General features: G+C 73.5%; 14 protein-coding genes. 8 read left to right on the top strand and 6 right to left on the bottom strand.

Features of this window, described 5'->3' with window-relative positions:
• Positions 1-68: 68 nt before the first annotated feature.
• Positions 69-509 carry an SPW repeat protein gene (locus PGH47_RS03015; protein WP_271662083.1) on the bottom strand — a complete coding sequence of 147 codons (441 nt, stop codon included), beginning with the start codon at positions 507-509 and terminating at the stop codon, positions 69-71.
• Positions 510-737: 228 nt separating this feature from the next.
• On the opposite strand from PGH47_RS03015, the gene PGH47_RS03010 reads away from it, so the two are divergent.
• The 5 genes from PGH47_RS03010 to PGH47_RS02990 are packed head-to-tail and all read left to right on the top strand — an operon-like array spanning position 738 to position 6,265.
• Positions 738-2,045 (top strand): NAD(P)/FAD-dependent oxidoreductase, encoded by a 1,308-nt coding sequence (locus PGH47_RS03010; protein ID WP_271662082.1) that lies wholly within the window; start codon positions 738-740, stop codon positions 2,043-2,045.
• Positions 2,039-2,773, top strand: coding sequence for a DUF1365 domain-containing protein (locus PGH47_RS03005; protein WP_271662081.1), 735 nt, complete (start codon positions 2,039-2,041; stop codon positions 2,771-2,773). The genes PGH47_RS03010 and PGH47_RS03005 overlap by 7 nt, the downstream gene beginning before the upstream one ends.
• Positions 2,770-4,104 (top strand): class I SAM-dependent methyltransferase, encoded by a 1,335-nt coding sequence (locus tag PGH47_RS03000; protein ID WP_271662080.1) that lies wholly within the window; start codon positions 2,770-2,772, stop codon positions 4,102-4,104. Before PGH47_RS03005 ends, PGH47_RS03000 begins: the two co-directional genes overlap by 4 nt.
• Positions 4,101-5,462 (top strand): SAM-dependent methyltransferase, encoded by a 1,362-nt coding sequence (locus PGH47_RS02995; RefSeq protein WP_271662079.1) that lies wholly within the window; start codon positions 4,101-4,103, stop codon positions 5,460-5,462. Before PGH47_RS03000 ends, PGH47_RS02995 begins: the two co-directional genes overlap by 4 nt.
• Positions 5,459-6,265 (top strand): DUF1295 domain-containing protein, encoded by an 807-nt coding sequence (locus PGH47_RS02990; RefSeq protein ID WP_271662078.1) that lies wholly within the window; start codon positions 5,459-5,461, stop codon positions 6,263-6,265. The genes PGH47_RS02995 and PGH47_RS02990 overlap by 4 nt, the downstream gene beginning before the upstream one ends.
• Positions 6,266-6,290: 25 nt before the next feature.
• On the opposite strand, the gene PGH47_RS02985 is transcribed toward PGH47_RS02990, so the two are convergent.
• The 3 genes from PGH47_RS02985 to PGH47_RS02975 all read right to left on the bottom strand — a co-directional run bounded on the left by PGH47_RS02985 (position 6,291) and on the right by PGH47_RS02975 (position 8,486).
• Positions 6,291-7,040, bottom strand: coding sequence for an anti-sigma factor (locus PGH47_RS02985; RefSeq protein WP_271662077.1), 750 nt, complete (start codon positions 7,038-7,040; stop codon positions 6,291-6,293).
• Positions 7,037-7,621, bottom strand: a complete 585-nt coding sequence (locus PGH47_RS02980) for a sigma-70 family RNA polymerase sigma factor (RefSeq protein WP_271662076.1) — start codon at positions 7,619-7,621, stop codon at positions 7,037-7,039. The genes PGH47_RS02985 and PGH47_RS02980 overlap by 4 nt, the downstream gene beginning before the upstream one ends.
• A 247-nt stretch (positions 7,622-7,868) precedes the next feature.
• Positions 7,869-8,486, bottom strand: coding sequence for a sigma-70 family RNA polymerase sigma factor (locus PGH47_RS02975; RefSeq protein WP_271662075.1), 618 nt, complete (start codon positions 8,484-8,486; stop codon positions 7,869-7,871).
• Between the two features lie 180 nt (positions 8,487-8,666).
• Here PGH47_RS02975 and PGH47_RS02970 point away from each other — a divergent pair, with 180 nt between their 5' ends.
• Positions 8,667-9,710, top strand: coding sequence for a MerR family transcriptional regulator (locus PGH47_RS02970; protein ID WP_271662074.1), 1,044 nt, complete (start codon positions 8,667-8,669; stop codon positions 9,708-9,710).
• Positions 9,711-9,728: 18 nt separating this feature from the next.
• Here PGH47_RS02970 and PGH47_RS02965 read toward each other — a convergent pair whose 3' ends face one another.
• Together PGH47_RS02965 and PGH47_RS02960 are read right to left on the bottom strand one after the other, a co-directional pair.
• Positions 9,729-11,099, bottom strand: coding sequence for a cryptochrome/photolyase family protein (locus tag PGH47_RS02965; RefSeq protein WP_271662073.1), 1,371 nt, complete (start codon positions 11,097-11,099; stop codon positions 9,729-9,731).
• 69 nt (positions 11,100-11,168) lie between these two features.
• A complete protein-coding gene (locus tag PGH47_RS02960) occupies positions 11,169-12,695 on the bottom strand; it encodes an SDR family oxidoreductase (protein WP_271662072.1) in 1,527 nt (508 codons plus the stop codon).
• Positions 12,696-12,810: 115 nt separating this feature from the next.
• Between PGH47_RS02960 and PGH47_RS02955 the strand changes: the two genes are divergently transcribed.
• On the top strand, positions 12,811-13,317 hold the full coding sequence (locus PGH47_RS02955; protein WP_271662071.1) for a MarR family winged helix-turn-helix transcriptional regulator: 507 nt from the start codon (positions 12,811-12,813) through the stop codon (positions 13,315-13,317).
• A 162-nt stretch (positions 13,318-13,479) separates the two neighbouring features.
• Positions 13,480-15,555: an MMPL family transporter gene (locus PGH47_RS02950; protein ID WP_271662070.1), complete on the top strand. Its 2,076-nt coding sequence runs from the start codon at positions 13,480-13,482 to the stop codon at positions 15,553-15,555.
• The last annotated feature ends 79 nt before the right edge of the window (positions 15,556-15,634 follow it).

Here is a 15,634-nt window from a genome sequence, read left to right as displayed (position 1 = left end):
GCCGAGAACGTGAGAAGGCCGGTCCGCGAGTGCGGTCCGGCCTTCGTGTCTGACTCTCCCGTGCGCGGCTACGGCCTCGGAGTGCTCTTTGCCGCCGCGCCGGCGCACATCAGCCCCAGGAGCACGGCCAGCGCGCCGATGATGATGTTGTTCACTATGACACCGGTGTCCGGGCTGTCACCAACCACCCACGGCGCGATGATCATCCAGACGCCGATCGCGCAGCAGGCCCAGCTGAGGCCGTACATGCGTTCCGGGGCCCGGGTGAACCCGAGGGCCAGCAGGCCGATCGCTATCCCCACGATCAGGTTGTGGGTCACGAGCGGTGGCTGGCTCGCCGTGTAGTGGAGTATCCAGGGGGATACGGCGCAGTACAGACCGAGCAGGAACACCGGTCCGTCCAAGAGCGTCACATCACGACCGCCGAGCATGCGGGCATAGCGCTCCCGCATCTCCGACACATCGGGGTGGCTGGATATGTCACCTCTGGTGGGCGAGACGTTGGCCATGACTCGTCTCCTTTGACTCGCAGGCCTGACCGCTACTGGTGCGGTGTGCGGTAAGCGCCGCCTCAGCCCATTCTGCGCTTATTTCTTCCTTATGTGTAGTGGTGAGAGGGCTGCGGAAGGCTGTGCCTCGCACCTGATCGCAGGAAGTTCCCCCACCGGCCAATCCGGCCCGCCCGCAGCTTCGGATTACGCGGGACAAGCCGATCGCAGCGGGTGGGAGGAGCAACGATGGCGCCAGCGTCACGGCCGGAGGATGCGGCGGGGGGCGGGTCCGGTGCGCGTCGGCGTACGGCCGTCGTGGGCAGCGGGATCGCGGGACTGACCGCGGCACATGTGCTGGCCCGCGCCCATCACGTCACGCTGTACGAGGCCGACGACCGGCTCGGCGGGCACGCCCACACCCATGAACTGACGTCGAGTGACGGCACCGTCCACCGGGTCGACTCCGGCTTCATCGTGCACAACCGGCGCACCTACCCGCAGTTGCTGCGGCTCTTCGGCGAACTCGACGTCGGCACACGGGAGTCGGAGATGAGCATGTCCGTGCGGTGCGAGGGCTGCGGCCTGGAGTACGCGGGTGCCCGCGGCCCCGCCGGACTGCTGGCCCGGCCCCGCGACGCCCTGCGCGGCACCTATCTGCGGATGCTCGCCGAGGTCCCCGCCTTCCACCGCGCGGCCCGCCGGCTCCTCGCCCGCCAGGCCGGGGACACCTTCACCCTCGGCGAGTTCCTGGACCGGGAGGGCTTCTCGCCCTATTTCCGCAGCCACTTCATGACACCCCTCGTCTCCGCGGTCTGGTCCTGCGACGCCGCGACCGCCGGACGCTACCCCGCCGCCTACCTGTTCCGCTTCCTCGACCACCACGGCATGCTCTCGATCGGCGGCTCACCCCAGTGGCGCACGGTGACCGGCGGCTCGCGGACCTACGTCGACCGGATCTCCGAGCGCCTCCAGCAGGTGCGCACCGGCGCCCCCGTACACGCCGTGCGCCGGCACGCCGACGGGGCCGACGTCACCACACGCGACGGCACCACCGACTCGTACGACTCCGTCGTGATCGCCGTACACCCCGACCAGGCCCTCACCCTCCTCGCCGACGCCTCCCCGGCGGAGAAGGAGGTGCTGGGGGCCTTCCGTTACTCGCGCAACGCCACGCTCCTGCACACCGACACGACACTGCTGCCGCGTGCCCGTGCGGCCCGCGCGTCGTGGAACTACCTGATGCCCTCGTGCCGGGCACCCGCCGACCGGGTCCGCGTCAGCTACGACATGAACCGCCTCCAGGGACTCGACACCCCCGAGACGTACGTGGTCACCCTCGGCGGCGAGGACCGCGTCGACCCGGCCCGGATCCGGGCCCGCATGGTCTACGAACACCCCGTCTACACACCCGAGTCGGTCGCCGCACAGCAGCGGCTGCCCGAACTGGACACCCCCGTCACCGCGTTCGCCGGCGCCTACCACGGCTGGGGCTTCCACGAGGACGGCTGCCGCTCCGGAGCGACGGCCGCCGCGGCACTGGGGGTGCGATGGTGACGGCGACCCCGGCCCTGTACTCCTGCGCGATCACGCATGTGCGTACGACGCCCACCCGGTACGGGCTGCGGCACCGCACCTACATGTGGCTGATCGACCCCGACCGGCCGCCTCGACTCCCGTACGCGGTACGTGCGTTGGCACGCTTCGACCCGCGCGACCACTTCGACGGCACACAGTCCTCCATCCGGGCCGGGCTCGACAAGTACCTCGCCGACCGTGGTGTCGACCTGCGCGGCGGACGCGTCGTCATGCTCACCCACGCGCGCGTCTTCGGGTACGTCTTCAACCCCCTCACCCTCTACTGGTGCCACGACCCCGACGGCCGGCCGCGCTGCGTGGTCGCCGAGGTCCACAACACGTACGGCGAACGGCACTGCTACCTCCTCCGCCCGGACGCGGAGGACGTCGCGTACACCGGCAAGGAGTTCTACGTCTCGCCGTTCTTCCCCGTCGACGGCCGCTACCGCATGCGTGTTCCGGCGCCCGACCGCCGGCTCGACCTCACCGTGCGCCTGGACCGTGCGGGCGGCCGGCCCTTCACCGCAACCGTTCGCGGCCTGCGCCGGGAAGTGACGACGGGCGCGCTGCTCCGGCTGGCGCTGCGTCACCCGTGGTCCACGGCCGCGGTGTCGGCGGCCATCCGGATGCACGGCATCCGCCTGTACCTGCGGGGACTGCCCGTCCAGCCCCGCCCCCGCCACCGGACTCCGGAGAATGTGAAATGAGAGCCGCCGAGCCCCGCTCCGCCGCCGAGCAGGGGGACGCCCCCACGGGCGACCTCGACGCCGAACAGAGCAGCGCCGACGCCGACGCGGAACGCCCTGGCGCCACGCCCGCCGCCACCACCCGACTCGACGCCCCGGCCCCTCCCACCGCCACCTGGCCCCGGACCGCGCTGACCCGGACCGTGGTGCGCCGGGCCCTGCGCGAGCTGCCCCTGCAAGCCCGCTTCGCCGGAACGCGCAGTGTCGGCAAAGGCGGGCCCCTGCTGGACGTCCACGATCCGGACGCCTTCCACCGACGCATCGGATCCCAGGGGCTGATCGGGTTCGGCGAGTCCTACATGGCGGGGGAGTGGGACGCCCCCGACCCGGTCGGCGTACTCACCGTGCTGGCAGCCCACGCGGCCGAACTGGTCCCGGCCCCGTTGCAGCGCCTGCGCGGCCTGTGGGCCCTGCGCCAGCCGCCGAGCCGCCGCAACACACCCGATCACGCCCGGGACAACATCAGCCACCACTACGACCTGTCCAACGAACTGTTCGCCCTCTTCCTGGACGACACCCTCACCTACTCCTCGGCGCTCTTCCGCGGCTTCCCCGCCCACTGGGACCTGCTCGCCGCCGCCCAGCACCGCAAGATCGACCGGCTGCTCGACCTCGCCGAGGTCGGCGACGGCACCCGACTGCTGGAGATCGGCACCGGCTGGGGCGAACTGGCGATCCGGGCCGCGGCCCGTGGCGCGCACGTCACCTCGCTGACCCTGTCCCGGGAACAGCGCGACCTGGCCCGTGAGCGGGTCCGCGAGGTGGGCCTGAGTGACCGGGTCGCGATAGAGCTGTGCGACTACCGGGAAGCACTCGGCACCTACGACGCCGTGGTGAGCGTCGAGATGCTGGAGGCGGTCGGCGAGGAGTTCTGGCCGGTGTACTTCCGCACCCTGGACGAGCGACTCGTGCCCGGCGGACGTGCCGCGTTCCAGGTCATCACCATGCCGCACGAGCGGATGCTGGCCAGCCGGAACACCCACACCTGGATCCAGAAGTACATCTTCCCCGGCGGCCTGCTGCCCTCCGTGAAGGCCATCGAACGGACCGTCCGGGACCACACCCGGCTCGCCGTCACCCGCCGCGAGGGCTTCGGCGCGCACTACGCCGAGACGCTGCGCCTGTGGCGCGAACGGTTCACCGAGCGGGCGGACGAGGTGGCCGGCCTCGGCTTCGACGAGACCTTCCGGCGCATGTGGACCTTCTACCTGGCCTACTCCGAGGCCGGTTTCCGCTCCGGCTACCTCGACGTCCAGCAGTACCTGTGCACGAAGGAGGACCTCGCCCGATGACCACCGCCGGAACCGACCGAGACGAGCTGACCCCCCGAACGGACCGGCCGCGCCCCGCCCCGGGCGACCGGCCGGGTGTCGCCCACCGGCTCGCCGCCCTGGCCGGAGAAGCGCTCGGCGGCCCGCTGCCGGTGCGGCTGCGCGCCTGGGACGGCAGCGAGGCCGGCCCGGCCGACGGACCGGTGGCCGTCGTACGCTCACGGCGCGCCCTGCGACGACTGCTGTGGGCACCCGGCGAACTGGGCCTGGCCCAGGCGTACGTGACCGGTGACCTCGACGTCGAGGGCGACCTGGCGAAGGCGCTGCGCATCATGTGGGCGGCGGCCCGGGACCACGGCTCGCACGCCCCACGGCTCACCCTCGCCGGCCGGGCCCGGGCGGTCGGCACGGCCGTACGGCTGGGTGCCGTCGGTCCCCGCCCGGCCGCGCCGCCGTCCCAGGCACGCCTGCGCGGCCGTCTGCACAGCAAGTCCCGCGACCGGGACGCCATCAGTCATCACTACGACCTGTCCAACGACTTCTACCGGCTCCTCCTCGACGACACCATGGCCTACTCCTGCGGCTACTGGGCGAGCGACGACCCCGGCTTCGGTCCCGCCGACGCCCAGCGGGCCAAGCTGGAGCTGATCTGCCGCAAGCTGGCCGTCGTGCCCGGCTCCCGGCTCCTCGACATCGGCTGCGGCTGGGGCTCCCTCACGCTGCACGCGGCCGAACGGCACCAGGCGCAGGTCACCGCCGTCACTCTGGCCGCCGAGCAGGCCGCGTACGTACGGGAACAGGTGCGCGAACGCCGCCTGGAACACCGGGTCGAGGTGGTGTGCCAGGACTACCGGGACATCACGGGCGGCGACTACGACGCGGTCGCCACCGTCGAGATGGGCGAGCACGTCGGCGACGCCGAGTACCCGGCCTTCGCCGCCGCCCTGCACCGGCTCGTCCGACCCCAGGGGCGCGTGCTGGTGCAGCAGATGTCGCGCGCGGGCACCGCACCGGGCGGCGGCGCCTTCATCGAGGCGTACATCGCCCCCGACATGCACATGCGACCGCTCGGCGACACCGCCGGGCTCCTGGAGCGCGCCGGGCTGGAGGTGCGGCACGTCGAATCGCTGCGCGAGCACTACGTGCGCACGGTCGCGGCATGGCGGCGCACCCTGGAGGAACGCTGGGACGACGTCGTACGGATGACCGGCGAGGAGACGGCACGCGTATGGCGGCTGTACCTGGCCGGCGGGGCACTCGCCTTCGAGGAGGGGCGTATGGGTGTCGACCAGATCCTGAGCGTTCGCCCGACCCCGCGCGGCGGCAGTGGCATGCCGCTGTCGCCGGAGCACTGGTACTCGGGGCTGGACCGGTCGTGAACGGCCTCGACTGGGGCGCCTTCGCCCTCAACCTGCTCTGGGCCGCGGCCGCCGTCCTCGCCGTCATGCTGGCCACCTTCGCCGTCGCCGTACGCCGAGGCGTCCACCGCGTGGTCGACATCGCCTGGGGCGTCGCGTTCAGCGCGGTCGCCGTCGTGACCTTCGTGGCGTCGGCCGGGGAGGGGGACCTGGGGCGCCGGGTCCTGGTCACCGCCCTGACGGTGGTGTGGGGGCTGCGGCTCGCCGTCCACATCGCCCGCCGGGGGCACGGCGACGGCGAGGACCCGCGCTACGACGCCCTGCTGGCCAAGGCGCCCGGGAACCGCGACCTGTACGCGCTGCGCGTCGTGTACCTGCTCCAGGGCGCACTGGTGCTGCTCGTGTCGCTCCCGGTCCAGGCCGCCCAGTACGTACCGGCGGACATGACGGCCTTCGCCTGGGCCGGCACGGCGCTCTGGGCGGTGGGCGTGTTCTTCGAAGCCGTCGGGGACGCCCAGCTGGCCGGCTTCAAGGCGGATCCCGCCCACCGCGGCAGGATCATGGACCGGGGGCTGTGGCGCTACACCCGGCACCCCAACTACTTCGGGGACTTCTGCGTCTGGTGGGGGCTGTTCCTGATCGCCTGCGACTCGGGCGCTGCGGCCCTGGTGTCCGTCGTCTCCCCGCTGGTGATGACCTTCCTGCTCGTCCGCGGGAGCGGGAAGCCGCTGCTGGAGCGGCACATGAGCGGACGTCCGGGATACGCCGAGTACGTCGCCCGTACGAGCGGGTTCTTCCCTTGGCCGCCGCGTCGCCGTGCATGACGGACCGCCCGCGACGACCGGCGTGTCAGGTCGGGAAGTCCATCACGGCGACCGGTGGCGAGGTGGGTTCCGCCGAGCCGCCCGCCGGCTCCACCGTGATGCCCATGCCGTACGCCCCGTCCAGGGCGCCCTGGAGCAGCACCGACTGGTCGGCGCGGCGCGGGTCCATCAGGCCGGCGGGCCGCATGGTGCCGTGGTCGTCGAACCACAGCTGGTAGACCTTGCCGCGCGGCGGCTCCGCCATGCCGGAACTGACGAACACGGCCTTGTCCAGGCTCCGGGACACCACCACAGCACCGGTCGCACCGCCCGCCAGCCGGGCCGTACCGGTGCGCGCGTCGGGGGCGGTGAGCACGGCGGCCAGCTCGTCGGCGCTCGCCCGTGCCTGGCGGGCCTCGGCCCGCGCGTTCCCGGCACGATCGTGCTGCCACACGGCGACGCCGCCCAGCCCGGCGGCGGCGACACAGGCGGCCAGCGCCCACCGGGACGACCGGCGCGCCCGCGTCCCGAACCGGCCGGCGCGGGCGATGGAGGCCGACACCGGCCTCTCCTGCCGTACGGCGGCTATGCGGTGCAGTACCTGCTCCCGCATCTCCGGCGGCAGCGGCCCGGCCGTCGCGAGGCCGAGCCTCGCCGCGGTCGCGGTGAACTCGGCGACCTCCTGCGCGCAGGCCTCGCAGTCCGCGAGATGCCGCTCGAAGGCGGCCCGCTCGTCGTGGGGGAGGGCGTGCAGGGCGTAGGCGCCGGACAGCGTGTGCAGATCGGCGGTGATCACACGGTCACCCCCAGACAGTCACGCAGCCGGACGAGGCCGTCGCGCAGCCGCGTCTTGACGGTGCCGAGCGGCAGCGCGAGCGTCTCGGCGACCTGGCGGTACGTCAGCCCCCGGTAGTACGCGAGCGTGACGGCCTGCTTCTGGACGTCCGTGAGGGTCCGCAGACAGCGCCGCACCTGCTCCCTCTCCAGACGTGCCTCGACCTGCTCGGTCACTTGGTCGTACTCGGGCAACCGGTCAAGCAGCGCGGCCTTGTGCTCCCGCGCCGCGGCGGCCTCCACTGACCGCACCCGGTCCACCGCCCGCCGGTGCGCCAGCGTGAGGATCCAGTTCACGGGGGTGCCGCGGTCCGGCCGGTACCGGGGAGCCGTCCGCCACACCTCCACCAGCACTTCCTGGGCCACCTCCTCCGACTGGGCCCGGTCGCGCAACACGCTGCGGACCACCCCGTGGACGGGGCTCGCCACGGAGTCGTACAGCGCGGCGAACGCGTCCTGGTCGCCCAGGGCCACGCGCTGCACCAGTTCCGCCAGATCGGGCTGCGACGACGGGTTCGGGCCGATGTACACGGCTTCTTTCACGGGGGGTCCTCCGGGAGTGGGACATGTCCGAGGCGGTGGCCTGCCCGGCCGCCGGTTCGGCGGTCGGGCCGAACGACGCAGCGGCGGCCGGCGGACGTGCGACGGCAGGCCCGCCCCCGAGGAGCGCCGATTCTCCCCGGGGGCGAGCGGGGGAGCGGGGCCTGCTCCCCGGGTGCGGCGCGAGGGGATGCGCCGCTCGATATGGCTTTGTGTTGTCGTGCGCGCCGCCGGCGTGCCGGCGTGCCGTTCAGACCTGGACGTCCTCCCGCAGACGGTGGTGCAGCCGGTGCAGGCCGCGCCGGGCGTGGCTCTTGACCGTCCCCAGGGGCCAGCCGGTGCGTTCGGCGATCTGGGTCTGGGTGAGGTCCTCGTAGAAGGTCAGCCGCAGCACCCGCTGCTGGGCGTCCGGCAGCCCGGCGAGCGCGTCGCGGACGACCACCCGGTCCAGGGCGGCCTCCGCGAACCGGTCGCTGCCGACCAGGTCGGGGGAGAGGCGGGTGCCGGCCGAGGCGACGAGGTCACTGCGCCGCGTCCGTGCGGACAGGGCGTCGGCGATCTTGCGCCGGGTGATGCCCGAGATCCAGCCGGCGACCGTGCCGCGCTCGGGCCGGTAGCCCTGCCGGCCCCGCCACACGCCGAGGAAGACCTGCTGGGTGACGTCCTCCGCCTCCCGCGCGTCGCCGAGTGCCCGCCAGGCGAGCGTGTGCACCAGGGGCGACCAGCGCCGGTACAGGGCGGCCAGACACGCCTCGTCGCCCGAGACCAGGCCACGCTCCAGCTCTTCCTCGCCGGTCGGTGCCGGGCGCTGATCGGCGTACTCGGCAGCCGAGCGGGCCGGGGGCACGGCGCTCGGAGGCGGTGTCATGTCGGTGGCTCCTCTCCTGAGGGACGGCTCGGTGCTGCGGTCCGTTCGCGACGGACGGATCAGGTCCTCGGGTCGGTCGGGGGGACCTCCGCCGGTCCGGCCGCGCTGCGTAACGCCATCGTGTGATCCGGGGCGGGAGGACAACAACACGCATCGGTTGTGCGTCGTATCGTCGGGACCATGGAGAAGACGGCGAGCGAGGCGGACGTCGAGACCGGGCCCCGGCCGGAGACGGCCTCCCGGGAGGCGGGCGCGGGTCTCACGACCGGTGCGCTGGCCCGCCGGCTCGGGGTGTCGCCCACCACGCTGCGTTCCTGGGACCGCCGCTACGGCATCGGGCCGGAGGTCCGCGGCGAGGGCCGGCACCGGCGGTGGACGCCGCGGGACGTCGCCGTGCTGGAGGCGATGTGCCGGCTGACGTCCGCCGGAGTACCGCCCGCGGAGGCCGCCCGCACCGCGAGCCGGGGAGCGGACGATGCCGTCGCGCTCGCGGACGACGCCGAGGCCGCGCCGACGGGCGGCGCCCGGTCCCGTGCGAGCGGCACGCTGCCGCTGGGCGATGTGCGTCAGGAGTGCCGTGGGCTCGCCCGGGCCGCCGTGCGGCTCGACGCGCCCGCCGTGGAGCAGCAGTTGGCCTCGGCGGTGGACGACCACGGCATCGTCGTCGCCTGGCAGGAGGTGATGGTGCCGACGCTGCACGCGGTGGGCCGCAAGTGGGCCTCCTCCGGCGACCGTTACGTCGAGGTGGAACACCTGCTGTCCTGGCACGTCTCCAGCGCGCTGCGCCGGTGCACCCGCCCCCTGGGGACACCGGGCCCGGCCCACGCTCCCGGACCCGTGCTGCTGGCCTGCGTGCCGGGCGAGCAGCACAGCCTGCCGCTGGAGGCACTCAACGCCGGGTTGTGCGAACTGGGCCTGCCCACGCGGATGTTCGGCGGCGCCGTCCCCGTGGAGGCGCTCACGGCCGCGGTGACCCGGATCGGTCCGGCGGTCGTGGTGCTGTGGGCCCAGACCCGGTCGGCCGCGAGCCTGCCGCTGGCCCAGCACATCGCGGGCGCGCAGTGGGGCGTGCGCGGTGCACGCGGCCGGCCCGTGGTGATGCTGGGCGGCCCCGGCTGGCTGGGCCGCCCCGGGCCGGGGATGCTGCGGCCCACCAGCCTGAAGGAGGCGCTGGACGTGCTCTCGGGGCTGTACTCGCAAGGGACGCCCGCGGGTTCCTCGTGACCCGGGGGCAGGGGGAGGTCATCTCCCACGGGCCTGCTTGAAGCGGGCCAGCCCGTCCGACAGGTCGATGATCGGGTCCGGGTAGTCCAGCGCGGCACGCTCACCGTCGGGCAGCCGCCACGGCTCGTGCACGCTACGTCCCTCGATCCCCGCCAACTCCGGTACCCAGCGCCGGACATAGCCGCCGTCGGGGTCGTAGCGCTTGGCCTGCGTGACCGGGTTGAGGACACGGTTGGGCCGGGTGTCGGTGCCCGTCCCGGCGACCCACTGCCAGTTCAGCTGGTTGTTGGCGACATCGCCGTCGACCAGCAGATCGAGGAAGTGCCGGGCGCCGATGCGCCAGTCGACGTACAGGGTCTTGGCCAGGAAGCTCGCCGTCAGCAGGCGGCCGCGGTTGTGCATCCAGCCCTCGTGCCGCAGCTGGCGCATCGCGGCGTCGACGACGGGGTAGCCGGTGCGGCCCTCCTTCCACGCCTCGATGTCGGCACGCGCCTCCCGCTCTGAGCGCCAACGGTCGTGCCGGGGGCGGTAGTCGGCGCCGCCCGCGTCCGGCCGTGCGGCGAGGACCTGCCGGTGGAAGTCGCGCCATGCGAGCTGCCGTACGAAGGCGTCGGCACCCGGCCCGCCGGCCCGCCGCGCGCGGTGGACCAGCTCGACGGGGGACAGGGTGCCGAAGTGCAGATGCGGGGAGAGGTGGGAGGTGGCGTCGCCGGCGAGATCGTCGTGGCGCTCCTCGTAGGCGGACACCGGGCCGCGCAGCCACGCGGTGAGCCGTTTGCGGCCCTCCTGCTCGCCTCCCGCGGCGAGCCCCTCCGACATGCCCCGCACAGCGTCTCGGGAGGGCAGCGGCTCGGAGCCGACGCCGTCCGGGACCCGTACCTGGCGCGGCGCGCCCAGCGCGTCCCGCACCAGCTCGTCGGACCAGCGGCGGAAGTACGGCGTGAAGACGGCGAAGTGGTCCGAGCCGGCCGGGGTCACCGCCCCCGGGGCGACGGCGGTGGTCACGGTGTCGTGGACGTGCAGCCGTACCCCTTCCGCCTCCAGGGCCCGCCGCAGCTGCTCCTCGCGCCGCTGGGCGTGGGCGCTGACGTCGGACGCCATGTGCACCTCGTCGGCGTCCGCCTCCGTGACCACCTTGCAGACCTGGTCCACGAGGTCGCCCACGCGCACGACGAGCCGGCCGCCCCGCTCGCGCAGCCCGGCGTCCAGGTCACGCAGACAGTCGGCGAGGAAGGCCAGCCGGTTCGGTACGGCGAACCCGGCGCCGTCCACCGCCCGGTCCCGCACGAACAGCGGGACCGTCAGCTCGGTGCCGTCGAGGGCGGCGCGCAGCGGCGGGTGGTCGTACAGCCGCAGATCGGCGGTGAACAGGACGACCGAGATGCTCATGTCGGGTGCTCCGTGGAGTCGGGGAGGTGATCCGCTGCCCGGTCTACGCGGTCGGCGGGGGCGGGAAGGTCAGGGAACGCGGGCGCCGTCAGGCGCGGGGACGGATGCGCTCGCCGCGGCCCGGGCGATGTTGCGGGCCATGCCGCCGAACACGATCGCGTGGAAGGGGGAGACGCTCCACCAGTACGCCTGGCCGAGCAGCCCGTGCGGATGGAACAGGGCGCGCTGCCGGTACCGGGTGCGGCCGTCCCCGTCGGTGAGGACCCGCATCTCCAGCCAGGCCAGCCCCGGCAGCCGCATCTCGGCGCGCAGCCGCAGCAGCCGGCCGGGCTCGATCGCCTCGACCCGCCAGAAGTCCAGCGAGTCGCCGACCCGCAGCCGGGACGCGTCGCGGCGTCCCCGGCGCAGTCCCACCCCACCGACCAGCCGGTCGAGCCAGCCGCGCACCGCCCACGCGAGCGGGAAGGAGTACCAGCCGTTCTCGCCGCCGATCCCCTCGATCACCCGCCACAGCGCCCCGGGCGAGGCGTCGACCCGGCGCTCCCGGTCGTCGCTGTACAGGCTTCCGCCCGCCCAGTCGGGGTCGGTCGGCAGGGGGTCGCTCGGGGCGCCGGGCACGGACGCCGACGACCAGCGGGTCGTCACCCGCGCGTCCCGAACCCGCCGCAGGGCCAGCCGTACGGCCTCGTCGAAGCCGATCGGATGCCCCGGCGGGTCGGGGACGTGTTCGGCGATGTCGTGCTCGGCGCACACCACCTCGTGCCGCAGCGACTCGGTGAGCGGGCGCGCGATCGAGGAGGGGACCGGGGTGACCAGGCCGACCCAGAGGCTGGACAGGCCGGGGGTGAGCATCGGCACGGTGAGGATGACCCGGCGCGGCAGCCCGGCGACCGCCGCGTAGCGGACCATCATCTCCCGGTACGTCAGCACGTCCGGCCCGCCGATGTCGAAGGTCCGGTCGACTTCCTCGGGCATCCGGGCGCTGCCCACGAGGGCGCGCAGCACGTCCCGGACGGCCACTGGCTGGATACGGGTGTGCACCCAGCCGGGAGTGACCATCACCGGCAGGCGTTCGGTCAGATAGCGCAGCATCTCGAAGGAGGCCGAGCCCGAGCCGAGGATGACGGCCGCCCGCAGGACGGTCGTCGGCACCCCGGAGTCCAGCAGGATCCGGCCGACCTCGGCCCGCGAGCGCAGATGCGGGGAGAGCTCCCGCTCGGGCACGCCCGCGGGGGTGAGACCACCGAGGTAGACGATCCGCCGTACGCCCGCGGCCCGTGCCTGCTCGGCGAAGATCCGCGCGGCCCTGCGGTCGGTCTCCTCGAAGTCCTTCCCGGTGCCCAGGGCGTGCACCAGGTAGTACGCCACGTCGACGCCCTCCAGCGCCCGGCGGACGGACGCGGCGTCGGTGACGTCGCCGCGCACCACCTCGGCCTCCTTCGCCCAGGGGTGATCACGCAGCCGGTCGGGGGAGCGGGCCAGGCAGCGCACCCGGAACCCGGCGTCCAGCAGCTCGGGCACGAGGCGCCCGCCGATGTATCCCGTGGCGCCGGTCACCAGGCACCGCGGTCCCTCACGCTCCTCGTCCTGCTCCATCTGGCATCGGTCCTCACGTGTCGGAACCCCCTGGTGATCACTTCCCCGCCCGGGGCGGTTTCGGATGCGGCCACCGTCGGGCGAGGGAACGGCGGCGGGTCTATAGGGTGATCGCGTGGGCACAGCGAACGACGGGCAACAGCGTGCGGCGGGACCGGAGTCCGGCGCGGACGGGACGCCGACCGACCTGTACTCCTTCGCGGTGCGGCTGCGGCGCATGAACGGAGAGATCAACCGTCTGGTCCATGGCTTCGCGGCCGAGCACGGTCTGCACCCCACGGACATCCAGGCCCTCGCGGCGATCATGGACGCGGACGAACCGATGACCCCCGGCCGCCTGCGGCAGCACCTCGGCCTCACCTCGGGGGCGGTCACGGCGTGCGTGGACCGCCTGGAGCGGGCGGGGCACATCCGCAGGGTCCGGGAGAGCGCCGACCGCCGGGTCGTCCATCTGCACTACGCCCCCGACGCGCGGTCCGCGGCCCGGTCCTACTTCCGTCCGCTCGCCGCGGCGACGGAGGCCGCCCGCGCACGGTTCAGCGAGGCGGAGCTGGCCGTGGTGCTGCGCTTCCTCACCGCGATGAACGAGGAACTCGGCACGGTCGGGCCGGGCGCCCGCTGAATTCGCCGGCCCGCGGGTGCATCCGACCCCCGGGCGGCCACGGAAGAACGGGTGTCGTCTACGATCACGGACAGCAAATATCTCAATGATTGAGATTGTTTGTTGTTGAGGTATCTGCCGTCCCGGGCAGCCCTCCCGCCGTACGAACAGCTCTGGAGACCGATGTCCTCCCCCATCCGACGCGCCCGTGTGCTCGTCCCCCTGCTCCTGCTGGTCGGCTGGCTCGTCGCCGGAGGTGTCCTCGGCCCCTACGCCGGACGTCTCGGCGAGGTCGCGACAAACGACCAGGCCGCGTTCCTGCCGCGCAGCGCCGAGTCGACCGAAGTCATAGCGCAGCAGCGCGCGTTCCGGCAGGACGAGACCCTGCCCGTGATCGTCGTCTGGACCGGCGAGGAAGGCACCGGGACCACCGAACGGCGGACCGCCGCCACCCAGGCCCTCGCCTCCCTCACCGGCTCGCCCGGAGTCGCCGGCGAGGTCTCACCGGCGATCCCCTCCGAGGACGGACAGGCGCTGGAGGCCGTGGTCCCGCTGCGCCCCGACCTCGGCGACGAACTCGCCGGCACCTTGGACCGCGTCCGGGCCGCCGCCGAGCGCGTCCCGGGCGCCACGGTCCAGCTCGCGGGTCCCGCCGCCACCCAGGCCGACTTGTCCGAAGCCTTCGCCGGCATCGACGGGCTGCTCCTCGCGGTCGCGCTGGCCGTCGTCCTGGTCATCCTGCTGCTCGTCTACCGCAGCCTGCTGCTGCCCCTGGTGATCATCGTCGGCTCGGTCTTCGCCCTCGGCGTGGCCTGCGCCGTGGTGTACGTCCTGGCCGACCACGACGTCGTCCGCGTCGACGGGCAGGTGCAGGGCATCCTCTCGATCCTCGTGATCGGCGCGGCCACCGACTACGCCCTGCTGCTCACGGCCCGCTACCGCGAGGAACTCGCCCGGCGTGCCGACCGGTTCACCGCCATGGCGGCCGCGCTGCGGCAGTCCTGGGCGGCGATCACCGCCAGCGCCGCCACCGTCGCGCTCGGACTGCTCGCCCTGCTGCTCAGCGACCTCACCAACAACCGCGCCCTCGGCCCGGTCGGCGCCATCGGCATCGCCTGCGCCGTCCTGACCTCGCTGACCTTCCTGCCCGCCACGCTCGTCCTCCTCGGCCGCGCCGCCTACTGGCCCGCACGGCCGCGCCCCGTGGACGTGGACCGGGAAGGCATCTGGCACCGGGTCGCCGCCCTGGTCGACCGGGCGCCGCGCAAGGTGTGGGCGGTCACCCTCGCCGTCCTGCTGGCCGGCGCCGCCTGCGCGCCCCTCCTCACCTCCGAGGGAGTCCCGCTCGACGAGACCTTCGTCAACGACGCGCCCTCGGTCGCCGCGCAGCAGACCCTGAGCCGGCACTTCCCGGCCGGTTCCGGCAACCCAGCCGTGGTCGTCGCCGACGCCGGCCGGCTCACCGACGTCGTCCGCGCGGCCGAGGACACCGAGGGCGTCGCCTCCGCCGCCGCGGCCGGCGCCTCTGGCCGGCCCGGCGACGAACCCCTCGTCGTCGACGGCCGGGTGCGCCTCGACGTCACCCTCACCTCCGCCCCCGACAGCGACGCCGCCAAGGACACCGTCGCCCGACTGCGGGCCGCCGTGCACGACGTGCCGGACGCCGACGCCCTCGTCGGCGGCTACACGGCCCAGCAGTACGACACCCTGCACACCGCCCGGGACGACCGCGCCGTCATCGTCCCCGTGGTCCTCGCGATCATCCTGGTCATCCTGATCGCGCTGCTGCGCTCGCTCCTGCTGCCGGTGCTGCTGGTGGTGACCGTGGCGCTCAACTTCCTCACCACACTGGGCGTCTCGGCGCTGGTGTTCCGTCATGTCCTCGGCTTCGAGGGGACCGACGCGTCGGTGCCGCTGTACGGGTTCGTGTTCCTCGTCGCCCTCGGGGTCGACTACAACATCTTCCTCATGTCCCGGGTACGGGAGGAGACGCTGCGGCACGGGCCCGCGCAGGGCATCTCCCGCGGCCTCGTCAGCACCGGCGGGGTCATCACCTCCGCCGGTGTGGTGCTCGCCGCCACCTTCGCCGCCCTCGGCGTCATCCCGCTGGCGTTCCTCGTGCAGATCGCCTTCATCGTCGCCTTCGGCGTCCTGCTCGACACCCTCGTCGTGCGGTCGCTGCTGGTGCCCGCGCTGGTGCGGGACATCGGGCCGCGCGTGTGGTGGCCGACGTCCGTCGGAGAAAACACGAAGGGGTGAACATGCTCACGCCGAAGGCGGGCAGGCGGAGTGTACGAGGCAATTACTCGGCCCACGAGGCGAAGTCCGATTCTGGAGG

It is taken from the genome of Streptomyces sp. HUAS 31, assembly GCF_028198125.1.
GTDB lineage: Bacteria > Actinomycetota > Actinomycetes > Streptomycetales > Streptomycetaceae > Streptomyces > Streptomyces chartreusis.
The sequence above is the reverse complement of the archived record's forward strand: the minus strand, read 5'-3'. Positions and strand labels throughout refer to the sequence as shown.